The sequence below is a fragment of the Brevundimonas sp. genome (assembly GCF_030704825.1).
Taxonomy (GTDB): Bacteria; Pseudomonadota; Alphaproteobacteria; order Caulobacterales; family Caulobacteraceae; genus Brevundimonas.
This window is the reverse complement of the sequence record NZ_JAUYNX010000014.1, coordinates 474,190-487,317: the sequence shown is the minus strand read 5'-3', so window position 1 is coordinate 487,317 and position 13,128 is coordinate 474,190. Positions and strand designations below refer to the sequence as shown.

Sequence of the window (13,128 nt, the reverse complement as noted above, 5' to 3'; positions counted from 1 at the left end):
GTGCTGACCTCAGGTGGTCGCCGGCCCCTTCCACGCCCCGGCGCCATCACAGCGTTGGCGGCATGACCGTCGCGAGTGTGACACCGGCGCGGGGCAGGTCAGGGGCGAGTTTGTCACGGGATCCGGCACTGGATCAGTTCTAGGCAGAGGACGGTTCGCAGGATGCGGACGCCGGAGCGCGGCGCGAACCCCTTCCTTACCTCTCAATGAATCGGGCTTTGGCTTCAGCCCCGGGCCGCAGAGTTTCGGGAGTCAGGCGTTGTGAGCGACTGAACGCCTTTCGCGCCCGCATCCGCAACGCCCTGTCAAACAGCGGGCGAGCGAAGCTGTGAGGTCGGAGGTCGCCGAGGGAAGTGCAGCAACACGATGACACTGAGCACTGCCGCGAAAAAGCACCACACGGAGATCAACCATACGGCGTAAAAAACATAGGCCCCGACGAAGGCCACGAAGGCCGCTAGACCAAAGAGCCTGACCTTGGAGTGGCTCGAAAAGAGCATGCTGACGCAGGTGCCGAGGACATATAGCAGCATTACAACGGCGGCATAGAAGTGTGGGGACACATAGGCGATGTGCCCGCCCTGCACCTGCGAAACGATCGGCAGGCTGACGATGAAATACAGCAGGTAGAGGCCTACCGCGGCCCCGACGAACGCAATGGCGAGCAACACCCGGCGACGCCACGGTATGGGCTCAAGCAGCAGAACCGCGATCGGAACATAGACCGGCCAAAGCACGTGCGAGAAAACGGAATAGACCACGGTCAGAACTGAATTCAACACGGGCGCCTTGTCGGGAAACGTCAGCCAGATGGCTCCCTCGATCAGCTGTTGAATGCCAAACAGTACCGGAATCAGGGAAAAGGGCAGCTCGGCGCGCCGCCGCGCACGGCGGACCGTGACGGCGCCGACAATCAGCAGCGCCGCTCCGGCTGAGAAACTGGCCGTGGCTGAAAAACACATGCGTGTTCAATCCCAAACGCTCGACAGTCTCGGGGACGGGTTGGCGGGACTATATCCCGCTGGCCAATAAAGTCTCGAGCCAAAAAACCGGCGGTGATCCATCTCAAACGACACGCGTCCGGTCGGACACCCGGAGACGCGATCTGTCCGTGCGATACGGATCTGGCCCCGGGGCTTCCAAAAGCGACGGCGCCCGAAGCGCTCCCGGCGTGATCCGCCCCTGTTCTGTAAGGAGCCTGGATCGGCCGCGTCATAGGGTTCATCGGAGCGATCCTGACAAGACTTCGGCCATGCCGGAGCTCGGACCGAACGCTCCACCGAAAGATCCAGGAAAGACCGATGAATTGGGTGGTGGACAACTGGCCCTGGCTCCTGTTCGGGGCGGCCTTCGTAGGGCTGCACCTTGTGGGGCACGGCGGGCACGGCGGGCACGGCGGTCATGGGTCGCGCCGAGCCGAGGAGGACAGCGATGGCGGCGTTTCGCGAGAGGACGACCGAAAACCGCCCCATGTCCACTGAGCGGGATCGGGCCCGGCCAGGTTGCAGAAGCATCGAAGGAAACGCCGCATGATGGACACTAGAATTGTGAGCTGGGCCCTCGGCATATGGGCGTCCGTGACGTTCCTCCTGTGCGTGGTCTACGGTTTGATCGCGCCCGAGAATTTGCATGCGCAGGCTCTGCTGGAGCAGCTGTTGCCCGCCTTCCAGTGGCTGACATGGCCCGGATTCCTGTTGGGCCTTGCCGAGAGCTTTCTCTACGGGGCCTACGCCGGATTGGTTTTTTGCCCCGTCTACAACTGGCTGAACCGGCGCTGGGGTCGGGGTTAGATACGGAGGGCCATGGGGCTTTCGGGACTCCCAGGATCGGGGGACGCTTACCGCGCGGGTCACGGGCCCGTTGCAGACCCGATAAGAGAAGCACGAGTGGAAAACCACTGACTGGCGTCGTCATGGCGCCCGTGTCACGACCGTTCACCCTCACCCTCGTCGATGCCGGGTGGCGGCCCCGTAAACTCCAGGCTCGCCGCGCGTCATGGCCAGCACGGGCCGACGATTGTCGACGACCCGACCAACCTCAAGGAGGATCGCCATGACTGAAGCCAAAGTCCTTCCGCGACGCACCCGCCTGCATGTCCTTCGCGTCGCGAGCACGGGCGCATTCGCGACGCTCTGGCTGTTTGTTCTCGGGTGGATATGGGCCGCCCTGGGCCTGCCCGGCGCCGACGCCTTCATCGGCCTGTTCACAACGCAACTCACGGACCAATCCATGGGTTCTGTCGCGGCGCTGGGGATCGGCAGCCTGTGCGCCTTCATCGTGGGCGGAATTTTCGGCGTGCTGATAGCCCACTGCTACAATCTGGCGGGACGGGTGCTCGGCGAATAACGCCGGTTGACGCGCCTTAGTGAAACAAGCGGGCTGGAGCACGCCGCCGAACCCGATGATCAACGGGTGGTGGACTGGGCAGTGATCCATTCGGGCCAGCAGAAGCCGCAATCCGGTTCGAAGCGGTCGTCCGGCCGTGTGGGGACGGAAGTCTTGTAATGTCGGGGCGCGGGCGCGCGTCATTCATCGATGAACGTTCAGTTCCGATCACCGCGAAAAGGCCGGAAGATGTCTGTCGTCCATTCCTTGCGCCACAGGGCGCGCCCGCTCCTGCTGGGCGTCTTTGGGGCGCTGTCGCTGGCGTCCTGCCAGGCTGAGCCCTCCCATGACCCCTCGCAGACCGTGGACGGCCAGTCGCAGACCTTTGACGGTCAATCGCAGACCGTTGACGGGCTGCGACTTGAGTATGGCGTGGTCGATAGCGCCACCGTGGCCGCCCACCCCCGGTCCCACCCCGAGGCCCGGATGCACGAGGGGCCGCCTTCGGGGACCGATCACGTCACGCTCGCTGTGTTCGACGCCGCAACAAACCGGCGCATCGATGACGCCGAGGTGTCCCTGAGCATCAGCGGGCCACATAACCCCGGGCCCGGAGCCGGGCCGCTGGAACTCATGCCCCTGGACGGTTTAGCCACCTACGGCGGCTATGTCTCGCTTCGGCGACCCGGGCGCTACCTGCTGACCTTTCACGTGGCGCGCCCTGGTCGGCGTGATGATCCGGTCAGGGCCGTCTTCGCCTATGAACGGTCGTGACAGGCCGCGCCGGGTGACGGTTTGACGGCGCCGGGGCACTCATCAATGTTGGCCACGGCTGCCGGCAGAACGAGGACCGGCGCGAAACCCCCGCCGGGCGTGCGCATGTTGGTGGTCTGCCCCTGGTAGAGCCGGGCGGCCGCGAGCAGCATCCTCCCCCCGTAGGTGTAGAGGCGCACATCGACCTTCAGACTGACCGGCTCGGCGGCGGGCGGGATGCGTCGTTCCCCCGGAGCGGCGTAGGTCTGGGCGACGTAGGTGGCGTTCCTGATCTCTTCCCAGACCCGCCGGGTGAGTTTGTCGCCGCGGTAGGCCGCCTTGCTGGCGTGGCCCCGGGCCGGCTTGAAGAACCAGTTGCGCCGGTCCGCCCAAAGCTCGGCGGCGTTTTCCGGCCGTACGAGGATGGTGCGGGGAACGGCCGCCGCAAGAACCGCGGCCGGCTCCGCCGCCAGTCCCCAGCTGCGCAGGCTGTCGGGGTCGGACAGCAGGGTGAGGTTCTGCTTGTCCGCGAGGCGGCTATAGATGTGCGGGTTGGGCGTGACCACCACCAGGCCTCGCTCATAGGCCTGCCTCAGGACCGCATGGGTCGGCTGCTCCAGCAGAAAATCGACGAGGCGATTGTAGACGATGTCCACCCGGACGCCGCCGAGCATCAGCGCATCACCTACGATCGTCAGATCGCGAGGGTCCGCGACCAGGGCTTCAAGGCCGGCCGCCCGAAGCTGAGCCTGGGCGAGCCTGAACTCCGGGTACAGCGGCTGCGCCTGCGGATCATCATCGAGGATGGCCACCGTTGCGGGCGTCCCTTTCCCGTTTTGCAGTCGCCACTCTTTACGGAACATCTCGCCGACCTGCTGCTGGAACGCAGCGGGTCCGGGCGTTTCGACACCGGCGACGACGCCGGCGCAACAGATCTGCTGCGAGCGGGCGAGAACCGCGTTCAGGAAGGCGCCTCCGGCGTTGGTGTTGATCTCGATGAGCTTGGGGCCGGACGGCGTGACGTGGAAGTCATACCCCATGAAGACACCATGAGGACCGGGATCCCGACGTGCGAGCGGGGGCGTCCATGCAGCCGCCGCTTCGCGATAGCCGGGTAGCATTACCGCCGTTTCCGCGGCCGCGACCACGGCCATCATCCGGTCGAGCGTCTCCGCGGGCAGGAAGACGGGGGACCGCGCGAACAGCCAGGGGTGGGTTTCCGCCAGGTCCGCGGCAAATCCGGGGATCCCCGTCTCACGATCAAGCGCGGCCGCGAGGGCCGTCTGATCCACCCCCACGCAGAAGCAGCCGCCGTTTAGCTGGTCTGCGCGTACGGAGCCGGCCGAGGGCGACAGGTCGGACATCAATGAACGGGCCTCCTTGTGGTGGCGAACCGGCGTGAACCGCGCCGGGTCACCGGTCAAGGCCGAGCAGCCGCGACGTGTGGCGGGCGATCACGCGTTCTTCATCTGTGCGGATCATCCGGACGGTGACGGGAGCGCCGACCGGGCTCAGGCGTCCAGAACCGCGACGATTGGCGGCCGGGTCGAGTTCGACCCCCAACCAGGCGAGCCGTGCGCAGGTCTCCGCGCGGATCCGCGGCGAATTCTCGCCGATGCCCGCGGTGAAGACCAGACCGTCGAGACCCTCCAGGCTCCCCGCCAGGGCCGCGACCTCGCGCGCCGCCCGATAGACGAACAGATCGACCGCCTCCCGCGCGGCCGGGCTGTCGCTTTCCAGCAAAACCCGCATGTCGCCACTGAGACCCGAGACGCCCAGCAGGCCGGAGCGCCGATAGAGCAGATCGACCAATCCGGCGGCGTCGAGGCCCCCGGCTTGCTGCAGATAGAGCACCACCCCAGGGTCCAGGCTCCCACAGCGCGTGCCCATGACCAGGCCGTCGAGCGGCGTGGCGCCCATGGTGGTGTCGATGCTCCGGCCGTTCCTCAGCGCGCAAAGGCTCGCGCCCGAACCCAGATGGGCCGCAACCACGCGTCCCTCAGCCATCGACGGATCGAGCATCGCAAGCTGTCCGGCCACAGACTCGTAGGACAGGCCGTGGAAGCCGTAGCGGCGAAGCCCTCTGGCTTCCCAGAGCCGGGGCAGACCCAGCCGATCCGCCACCGGTTCGTGACCGCCATGGAAGGCGGTATCGAACGTCAGGACCTGAGGCAGATCGGGACACGCCTTGCGGAGCGCCCGGACCCCCGCAAGTCCTTGCTGCTGGTGCAGGGGCGCAAGCGGGGCAAGGGCCTCAAGGCTCTCGAGAACCGGTTCGGAGGCGGCGACCGCCTGGCTGAAGTCGGGGCCGCCGTGGACCACGCGATGTCCGACCGCGGCCACGGGCCCGGCCAGTCGCGCCTCCACCCAACGCAACAGATCTGACGTCGCGTCGTCGCCCCCGGCGACCCAGGGCGTTTCGGACAGGACGCCGCCGGCGGCGTCCTGGCTCACGAGCCGTCGACCCGCGCCGTTAGATTCGATCCGGCCCCGCAACACCGGTGCAAGGTGTCCCCGGGCGGCTTCGAACACGCCGAACTTGACCGTGGAGGAGCCGACGTTGAGGGCGAGGACAGGCGGCATCCTGGCGTTGACCTCGGGCTGGCGCACGCCGGGCGTGCTGTTCACGTCCTGACGCAGCCAATCCTCGCCCGTTACAGACCCGACCGCGCCGGCCGCCTCGCCGCCCTCACCCTCGATCCGGGCGCGGCGTAATACTTTGCCGCCGGCGGCGTCTGACAGGCAGCGATGTTCAGTCTCTCCCGAAAGGATTCAGCCCCATGGCTTCGAACCGACCAGGACGCATCCTGAATCTCCTCACCTTCGCAGCCTTCGGCGCAGGGTTGGCCTATCTGCTCATCGGGGAGCATCGTGTTCATCTCCTCGGCTGGCTGCCGTTCCTCCTGATCCTGCTCTGCCCGCTGCTGCACATGACCATGCACGGCGGTCATGGGCGCGGGCATCGTCAGGGACCGCCGGGCCCTTCGGCCGCCGATTCCTCCCGTCCGCACCAATCCTGAGCGAGGTTCCCATGCCCGAACCGCAAGCCTACGGCCTCTGGTCCCTCGTCATCCTGAACTCGGTCCTCTTCATCTTTTTCGCCTTCACCTTCTTCAAGCCGAGGACGGGCCGGGACTGGCGCTCGTTCGGCGCCTTCAGCGCCTTCCTGGTGGCGCTCTTCACCGAGATGTACGGCTTTCCGCTCACCCTCTATTTCCTGTCCGGCTGGCTGCAAACGCGCTTCCCCGGCGTCGATTGGTGGTCGCACGACGCCGGCCACCTCCTGGAGACGATGTTCGGCTGGAGGGCGAACCCCCATTTCGGACCCTTCCACATCCTCAGCTTCGCCTTCATCGGCGGCGGCTTCTGGCTCATCTCCGCGGCCTGGCCGGTGCTCTATCGCGCTCAGCAGGAAGGCGCATTGGCCGCCAGCGGACCCTATCGGTCCATCCGCCATCCGCAATACGTCGGCTTCGTCCTGGTGATGTTCGGCTTCCTGTTGCAGTGGCCGACGGTTCTCACCCTGGCCATGTTCCCGGTCCTGGTCTTCATGTACTGGCGGCTGGCAAGGAGCGAGGAACGCGAGACCGAAGCCCGCTTCGGCCCGGAGTACGCAACCTACAGGCGGGCCACGCCGGCCTTCATTCCGCGGCTGCGCTCCCGGGCGGCCCCGGCGCCTTCCCGCCTCTGATATTCCGTTCGGGTCCCGATCTCAAAGCTCCCTACGCCCATTACAGGTCGGCGATTGGCGCCGCCTGCATCCGAAGGGCGCTCACCACACGACCGCAGGATTCGTTTCAGCTTTCGCCGGACGGCCTTGCCTCGCTCACAGAGCCAATACGCGCCGCAAAGGACAATCCCTCGGAATATCGGCTGCAAATATTCTTGATCTGACCGTTTGATCTATCGCAATCCCGGCCGACATTTCGGAACCGATCCTGCTTTCGAGTTGAAGGACGGGATTTGTCAGATGAGCCTGAATTACGCCTCCATATCGACCGCGCCCGGGACAGCGCGCGCTCCGCTTGGCCTTGTCCCGGCGTCGGCCCGTCCCGAGGACACTCACCAGTTCGTGGAACTCCGGCTTCGAAAGGGCCGGGCCGGCCATTTGCGTTTCCTCAGGCGACGCCTCCGGTCCCAGGAAGACGCCGAAGACGTTCTGCAGGAGTTCGCCCTGAAGGCCACCCAGGGTGCAAGACACCTGACCAACCCCGGCAAGATTGATGCATGGCTCGGCATCGCGCTGCGCAACGCCCTGTTCGACCGCTACAGGCGCAATGCGAGCCGTACACGGCTGAATGAGGCCATGCTGTCGGAGTTTCCTGTACCCGCCGCAGATGATGCGCCCGAGGGTCTGGACCGGGCTTTGCAATGCCTGGCGGGAGCACTGGACGACCTGGGGCCGGAGACCGCCCAGCTCCTGCGGCGCGCCGAGCTCCAGGAGACGCCGCTGAAGGTGATCGCCGTCGAGATGCAGCTGACCACCAACAACATCGGTGTTCGGGTCCACCGCGCCCGGGCGGCGCTGCGTGAACGCATGCAGGCGCGTTGCGGCGCCTGCCCGGAGCCCTGCGCCCTCGCGGCGCGGTGGAGGCAAGCCGTCGATACGGCGGGTCAGGCCTCGATATCGATCATCTCGCCATGCGACGCCGCATAGTCGAGCGCATAGGCGAGTTCGCCCGCCGTCTCGGCGTGCACCGTCAGCAATGGCTGGCCCGCTGAGACTTCGGTGCCCAGGCGCACCTGCATCTGGACGCCGGCGGCCTTGCGTTCAGGCGCGCCAGCCAGCTTGGCCAGCGTAGCGACCTGGCGGTTGTTGATGAGGATGACGCGGCCGGATCGGGTCGCCTGGATGGGCGCCCGCTGGGCCGCGACCGGCGGTGTGCGCATGCCCCCTTGCGCCTCGCAGATCCGCTCAAATCGCGCCCAGGCGCGACCATCAGCGAGAACAGCCTCGGCCGCTTCGGCGCCCCGACCGGCTTTCGCCACGCCGGCAAGTTCGAGCGCGGCGCCCGCCAGCAGGCAGGCGCGCTGGCGCAGGTCCTGCGGCGCTTCGGGTCGGTTCTGCAGCACCGCCAGAACATCAAGCGCTTCCAGCGCCGGGCCGATGCCGACGCCGACCGGCTGCTCCCCGTCGGTCTGAACGCAGAGGGCCTTCAGGTCGAACCGGGCCGCGATCTCGACGAGCCGTTGCGCCAACTTCGCGGCCGCCTCTCTCGTCCGCACCTTGGCGGTGGCGCCTACGGGAATGTCCAGCACCACATGGGTGGAACCCGCCGCGATCTTCTTGGACAGGACCGAGGCGATCAGCTGGCCTTCGGTGTCGACGTCGAGGACCCGCTCCACGCGGATAAAGATGTCGTCGACCGGGCTGAGCTTCACAGCCCCGCCCCAGACGACGCAGCCGTTCTCGGCTTCCACCACGCGGCGCATGGCGGGCAGATCGAGATCGACCGGCGCCAGGGTCTCCATGGTGTCGGCCGTGCCGGCCGGTGAAGTGATGGCCCGCGAGGAGGTCTTGGGCGTGACCAGGCCGCAGGCGGCGAGGATGGCGACGACGATCGGCGTCGTGCGGTTGCCGGGAAGTCCGCCGATGCAGTGTTTGTCCATGACGATATCCGACGGCCAGCTCAGGCGGTCGCCGACGTCCACCATGGCCCGGGTCAGCGCCCCCGTCTCGGCGTCGTCCATCGGCAGCACCGATGTCGCGGTCAGAAAGGCCGCGAGATGGATCGGCGTGTATCGCCCGGCGGCCACGTCCCTGACGACACCCCGGATCGCGGCCTCATCCAGCCGCGCTCCATAGATCCGGCGGCGAACGCTGGACATGGATTCGATGGCCGGAGCGTGTCGCACGACGACGGGATCGCCCGGCGCCACCGCCAACTGCCGCCAGGCCTCTTCGGAGAGCGCCGCCTCGTCGAGGCCGAGAACGTCGCCGTCCATCTGGTACAGGGTGGCGTAGACCTCCCGGCCGGCGGCCGAAAGCACCACCTGGGAGCGGGACGACAGGCCTTCGGAGCGGCAGACGTGGCAGTCGCGCCGCATCAGCACGATCGACTCGTGCTGGGCGTACAGGCCGAAGCGGCGCGCCTTGAGGGGCGCCGCCGCATGGGGTGCAGTCTTGACCACTTTGCTCACAGCTCGTGCCGCTCCATCATCTGCGGGATGACGCAGTCCCATCCGAGCCGGTCCTGAATCCGGACCCGTAGGGCGTCCGCCGCATGGGGCTCGCCGTGAACGATGAAGGTCTTGCGCGGCGGTCGCTTGAGGCCGGAAAGCCAGCGCAGGATTTCCTCGTAGTCGGCGTGGGCCGAGAGCATCGGCAGGTTGGCCACCTCCGCTTTGACCTGAACCCACTGACCGTGGATCTTCACCTCCTTGGCGCCCTCGACCATCGAACGCCCGCGGGTTCCCGCCGCCTGGAAGCCTGAAAACAGGATGGTGTTGCGCCGGTCCGGGCCGAAGGCCTTGATATGGTGGAGCACCCGCCCGCCGGTGGCCATGCCGCTGGCCGAAAGGATGACCTTGGGCATGGGGCTGGCGGTGAGTTTCTTGGAGGCGTCCACATCGCGCACATAGGTGGCGATGCCGCAGGCGGCGTCGCACACGTCGGCCGGCATGCGGTGGTCCTCCAGGTGCGCGCACAGGAGGTCGGTGGCGTTGATCGCCATGGGGCTGTCCATATAGATCGGCGTCAGGCCGATCCGCCCCGCCTGCTTCAGCCGCCAGATGTGGTACAGCAGCGACTGGGCCCGGCCGACGGCGAAGGTGGGAATGACCACGGTCCCGCCGCGCGCGGTGGTGCGTTCGATGATCTCGCCCAAGGCTTCCGTGGGGTCCTGGGGGTCATGGAGCCGGTCGCCATAGGTCGATTCCACGACCACATAGTCGGCCTCCGCCACCGGCTCGGGATCGACCATGGTGGCGTCGCCGTAGCGGCCGAGATCGCCGGAAAACAGGATCTTCGTCCCGTTCCAGGTCACCTCGGCGGTGGCCGCGCCGAGGATGTGCCCGGCGCGCCGCAGCGTCAGGCTGGCTCCGCCCGGCAGCTGGACCGACGTGTGGAACGCGATCGGGGTAAAGCGCTCCACCGCGCGTTCGGCGTCGTGCACGCCATAGAGCGGCAAGGCCGGCTTGTGTTTGCCGTAGCCGTAGCGGTTGGCCTGTTCGGCGTCCTTCTCCTGGATATGGCCGCTGTCGCGCAGGATGATCTCCGCGACATCCCGCGTCGCGGCGCTGGCCAGGATGGGCCCGCGAAAACCGTCCTTCACCAGTTTCGGCAGGTAGCCTGAGTGGTCCAGGTGGGCGTGGGTCAGGACCACCGCGTCGATGCTTGAGGGCTCGACCTGGAGGGGGGCCCAGTTCTGTTCGCGCAGGGTCTTGAGGCCCTGGAAAAGGCCGCAGTCGATCAGGATGCGGCGGCCATCGGCCTCCAGCAGGTGTTTTGATCCGGTGACGGTGCCGGCGCCGCCGAGGCTGGTGAGACTGATCACGATGGAGATCCTTCCGGGGGTGAGATTTGCAGGATGCGGGGGTGTGCTTCGCCGCGGACGGCGGCCATCTCCCCGGGTGTCAGGACGTCGGCCGCGTCGGCGCCGAGGAGGTCCGCACAGGCGACCGCGGCGTGAGCCCAGGTGCACCGGTTGGCGAACAGCATGCCGGGGGTGTCGAGCGTCCCGCCACGGCTGAGGTAGCCGAGCGCCCGGGTGCGCTCGGGCCCTCCGTCGAGGCGGCGCAGCAGTCCGAGCATCGGCTCCGGGCGGGTGTGGGTGAGGATCAGACGGGGCAGGCGTTGGGGAAAGAGCGCTTCCAGCGCCTCGGCCGAGACCACGTGCGCCGCCTCGATCTCGTCCCTCGGGGCCCGGAATCGTCCCGGTTCGAGCAGAGCCGTGACACAGGCGCGGCGGCCATGATGCGTGAGTCGCGCAGCCGCCGCCAGCGCCTCCCGCGCCTGATAGGCGCCGACCGCAACGATCTGGATCTCGGCCCTGTCCAGGTCCCCGCCGATGAGCGCCGCGCCGCGCTCCCAAAGATCCTGGGCCGCGGCCCCGTCGAGCACCTGCGGCAGCGTCCGTTTGGGCGTGATCAGACACGCGACCTCTCCGCGCCGGCCATAGACCCCGCGGAGCGCGGCGACGGCGCTGTTGGCGTCCACCGGGAACAGCACCCGGGCGGTGTCCGACATCTCCCCGAGCAGGGCCTCGGCGAGCGTGGGATCCTGGTGCGACTGTTCGTTCTTGCCGTTCTCCCAGGTGTGGGATGTGGCCAGCAACGGGACGGCGAGCCATCCCGGGACCTGGCCGCTCTCGCGCTGATGGCGCGCGAAAATCACCTCCTGGCGCAGGAGACCCAGCATCTTCACCGCAAACGCTTCGTAGCTGACGATGAGATTGAGCCCGCCCTTGTTGCCCAGCGCGGCGCCGGCCACCGCTTCTTCATTGAGGGCGGTGATCACCGCCCCGTCGATCGCCTCGGGAACGCCGGGTTCTGGTCGGTTCACCCGGTGGCCAAGCCGGTCGAGCGTACGCCCCATGCCATTGCTGCGAAGCTCGTCGGGATTGCCGAGGCGGACGCGCAGGCCCGGGTTGGCGTCGACGAATTCCACGAACCAGGCGTCGATCGCCTCCATCGGGGACCTCGCCCTGTCCGACCAGTCCGGAATGGGCCGCACGGGCGGCGGCGGCGCCCGCCGCGCGGCCGGATGGCGGCTTTCCAAAGGCCGGCGCTGCAGGTCATGGGTCGTGAGAACCCCCAGGGCGGCGTCGAGCTCGCTTCCCTGCACGAACAGCGTCGCCGCCGCGGCGTTGAACGCCGCCCGCGCCCCCTCGTCCGTTCGGGGATCGCCCTCCAGTGGCAGGTTGTGGGCGCGGTTCGTCCCGGCGCCGGGAAAGCCGAACCCCTTGACCGCCCGCGCGATCACATAGGGCAACGGCGCCGGATAGACCCGGTCGGGATCCGCTGTGAAGCGCTTCAATCGCTCCTCGGAGTCGAGAATGGCCCACGCCACGGCGGCTGGATCGTGACCGTCGATCTCGATCGGGTCGAAACCGTTCAGACGAAGGTGTCGTTCGAGCCAGCCCGCGCCGCCGTCCTGGGCGATCTCCGTGCGCTCCTCTATGCGCCGCCCGTTGAGGATCATGAGGGGCGTCACCAGGCCGCAGTCTTCCGCCCGCCACCAGCGCGGGGACCAGTCGGAGCCACGCTGCTCCTCGAAGGCGCCGTCGCTCAGGAAAGCGACGAGGCTCTCCCCGCGCAGCGGCATGTGGACATATTCGAGCTCGGCGAAGCCCAGATAGCCGCCCTCCGAGACGGCTCCGGCCGTGTCCGGCCCGGCATGGCTGCCAAGCGGCGCGGCGGGCCGGCCGTCGGCGCCAATGGCGTAGCTGTAGAAGTCCGAAACGAGCTGGGACAGGCCGGCGTCCGAGCGGCTGTACCGACCCTTTTGCCGGGCAGAGACATCGCCGGTCAGCGCGTTGACCGCCTCGATCGCAGCCACGCAGTGCCCCTGGCCCATGATCCAGGACCGCGTGACGCCGGACAGGGCGTTCGCCAGCAAATAGCCGACGAAGGCCGGGACCATGTTCAGCGAGCCGCCGGTATGGCCCTCCGGCAAGTCCTTGAAGGCTTCCGTCGGCAAGGGCGCTCCGGACAGATCCACCCGGCGTACATAGGTCATGTGCGCCACCAGCCACATGCCGGCGCTCGCCAGCCGATCGGCGGCGGCCACCAGACGGTAGACCGACTCCTCGTCCGGCCAGACGCCTCGGCGCACGAGACGCTGCGCCATGTCCTCGATCCGCGTGACGGTGTCGGCTTGCCGGACCAGAGGCCCATAGCCGGGTTTCCACGTTTCAGCCCAGGTGATCGACACGATAGCGCCTTGCCACGAACAGACGGGCGCCGTGCCCGCTCCGGAGATATGACGCCCGCCCCCCGGAACGCTTACATCTGGCGGATAGACGGCCGACAGGATCACCGGCTCCAGGACCGGCGCCTGCCGCCTGAGTGACCGACCCCGGTCCTGACATCCCGGTTTTCATCGCCCAC

13 protein-coding genes are annotated in these 13,128 nt (G+C 67.6%); 7 read left to right on the top strand and 6 right to left on the bottom strand.

Going from position 1 to position 13,128, the window contains the following annotated elements:
* Positions 1-305: 305 nt before the first annotated feature.
* On the bottom strand, positions 306-962 hold the full coding sequence (locus Q8Q71_RS07745) for a DUF6629 family protein (protein WP_154726941.1): 657 nt from the start codon (positions 960-962) through the stop codon (positions 306-308).
* Positions 963-1,301: 339 nt separating this feature from the next.
* Here Q8Q71_RS07745 and Q8Q71_RS17235 point away from each other — a divergent pair, with 339 nt between their 5' ends.
* The 4 genes from Q8Q71_RS17235 (at position 1,302) to Q8Q71_RS07730 (ending at position 3,099) form a co-directional block, all read left to right on the top strand.
* On the top strand, positions 1,302-1,481 hold the full coding sequence (locus tag Q8Q71_RS17235; protein WP_371315938.1) for a DUF2933 domain-containing protein: 180 nt from the start codon (positions 1,302-1,304) through the stop codon (positions 1,479-1,481).
* 51 nt (positions 1,482-1,532) lie between these two features.
* Positions 1,533-1,790, top strand: a complete 258-nt coding sequence (locus Q8Q71_RS07740; protein WP_292100470.1) for a DUF5676 family membrane protein — start codon at positions 1,533-1,535, stop codon at positions 1,788-1,790.
* Between the two features lie 262 nt (positions 1,791-2,052).
* Positions 2,053-2,346 carry a hypothetical protein gene (locus Q8Q71_RS07735; protein WP_292026928.1) on the top strand — a complete coding sequence of 98 codons (294 nt, stop codon included), beginning with the start codon at positions 2,053-2,055 and terminating at the stop codon, positions 2,344-2,346.
* Between the two features lie 246 nt (positions 2,347-2,592).
* Entirely contained in the window at positions 2,593-3,099 is a 507-nt protein-coding gene (locus tag Q8Q71_RS07730) for a hypothetical protein (RefSeq protein ID WP_305759000.1), read from the top strand.
* Here the strand turns inward: Q8Q71_RS07730 and Q8Q71_RS07725 are convergent.
* Both Q8Q71_RS07725 and Q8Q71_RS07720 read right to left on the bottom strand, forming a co-directional pair.
* Entirely contained in the window at positions 3,084-4,442 is a 1,359-nt protein-coding gene (locus tag Q8Q71_RS07725; protein ID WP_305758999.1) for a hypothetical protein, read from the bottom strand. The genes Q8Q71_RS07730 and Q8Q71_RS07725 overlap by 16 nt on opposite strands.
* Positions 4,443-4,491: 49 nt before the next feature.
* Positions 4,492-5,706 (bottom strand): acetate/propionate family kinase, encoded by a 1,215-nt coding sequence (locus Q8Q71_RS07720; protein ID WP_305758998.1) that lies wholly within the window; start codon positions 5,704-5,706, stop codon positions 4,492-4,494.
* Between the two features lie 152 nt (positions 5,707-5,858).
* Here Q8Q71_RS07720 and Q8Q71_RS07715 point away from each other — a divergent pair, with 152 nt between their 5' ends.
* The 3 genes from Q8Q71_RS07715 to Q8Q71_RS07705 all read left to right on the top strand — a co-directional run bounded on the left by Q8Q71_RS07715 (position 5,859) and on the right by Q8Q71_RS07705 (position 7,735).
* Entirely contained in the window at positions 5,859-6,098 is a 240-nt protein-coding gene (locus Q8Q71_RS07715; RefSeq protein ID WP_183197577.1) for a DUF2933 domain-containing protein, read from the top strand.
* Between the two features lie 11 nt (positions 6,099-6,109).
* Complete coding sequence (locus Q8Q71_RS07710) at positions 6,110-6,769, top strand: isoprenylcysteine carboxylmethyltransferase family protein (protein ID WP_292072560.1); 660 nt, start codon at positions 6,110-6,112, stop codon at positions 6,767-6,769.
* 381 nt (positions 6,770-7,150) lie between these two features.
* Positions 7,151-7,735, top strand: coding sequence for an RNA polymerase sigma factor (locus Q8Q71_RS07705; RefSeq protein WP_196066340.1), 585 nt, complete (start codon positions 7,151-7,153; stop codon positions 7,733-7,735).
* On the opposite strand, the gene Q8Q71_RS07700 is transcribed toward Q8Q71_RS07705, so the two are convergent.
* Genes Q8Q71_RS07700 through Q8Q71_RS07690 form a run of 3 tightly spaced genes read right to left on the bottom strand, consistent with a single transcriptional unit; the run spans position 7,693 to position 12,952 of the window.
* Positions 7,693-9,219, bottom strand: a complete 1,527-nt coding sequence (locus tag Q8Q71_RS07700) for a thymidine phosphorylase family protein (protein WP_230307568.1) — start codon at positions 9,217-9,219, stop codon at positions 7,693-7,695. The two genes, Q8Q71_RS07705 and Q8Q71_RS07700, sit on opposite strands and share 43 nt — an antisense overlap.
* Positions 9,216-10,574, bottom strand: a complete 1,359-nt coding sequence (locus Q8Q71_RS07695; protein ID WP_154725713.1) for an MBL fold metallo-hydrolase RNA specificity domain-containing protein — start codon at positions 10,572-10,574, stop codon at positions 9,216-9,218. Before Q8Q71_RS07695 ends, Q8Q71_RS07700 begins: the two co-directional genes overlap by 4 nt.
* Positions 10,571-12,952, bottom strand: a complete 2,382-nt coding sequence (locus Q8Q71_RS07690; RefSeq protein ID WP_305758997.1) for a xylulose 5-phosphate 3-epimerase — start codon at positions 12,950-12,952, stop codon at positions 10,571-10,573. Before Q8Q71_RS07690 ends, Q8Q71_RS07695 begins: the two co-directional genes overlap by 4 nt.
* Positions 12,953-13,128: the final 176 nt, after the last annotated feature.

Excerpts from the sequence above, each read along its gene's own strand:
- Q8Q71_RS07745 (WP_154726941.1), bottom strand. The coding sequence starts at position 962 with ATGTGTTTTTCAGCCACGGCCAGTTTCTCAGCCGGAGCGGCGCTGCTG.
- Q8Q71_RS17235 (WP_371315938.1), top strand. The coding sequence starts at position 1,302 with ATGAATTGGGTGGTGGACAACTGGCCCTGGCTCCTGTTCGGGGCGGCC.
- Q8Q71_RS07740 (WP_292100470.1), top strand. The coding sequence starts at position 1,533 with ATGGACACTAGAATTGTGAGCTGGGCCCTCGGCATATGGGCGTCCGTG.
- Q8Q71_RS07735 (WP_292026928.1), top strand. The coding sequence starts at position 2,053 with ATGACTGAAGCCAAAGTCCTTCCGCGACGCACCCGCCTGCATGTCCTT.
- Q8Q71_RS07725 (WP_305758999.1), bottom strand. The coding sequence starts at position 4,442 with ATGTCCGACCTGTCGCCCTCGGCCGGCTCCGTACGCGCAGACCAGCTA.
- Q8Q71_RS07715 (WP_183197577.1), top strand. The coding sequence starts at position 5,859 with ATGGCTTCGAACCGACCAGGACGCATCCTGAATCTCCTCACCTTCGCA.
- Q8Q71_RS07710 (WP_292072560.1), top strand. The coding sequence starts at position 6,110 with ATGCCCGAACCGCAAGCCTACGGCCTCTGGTCCCTCGTCATCCTGAAC.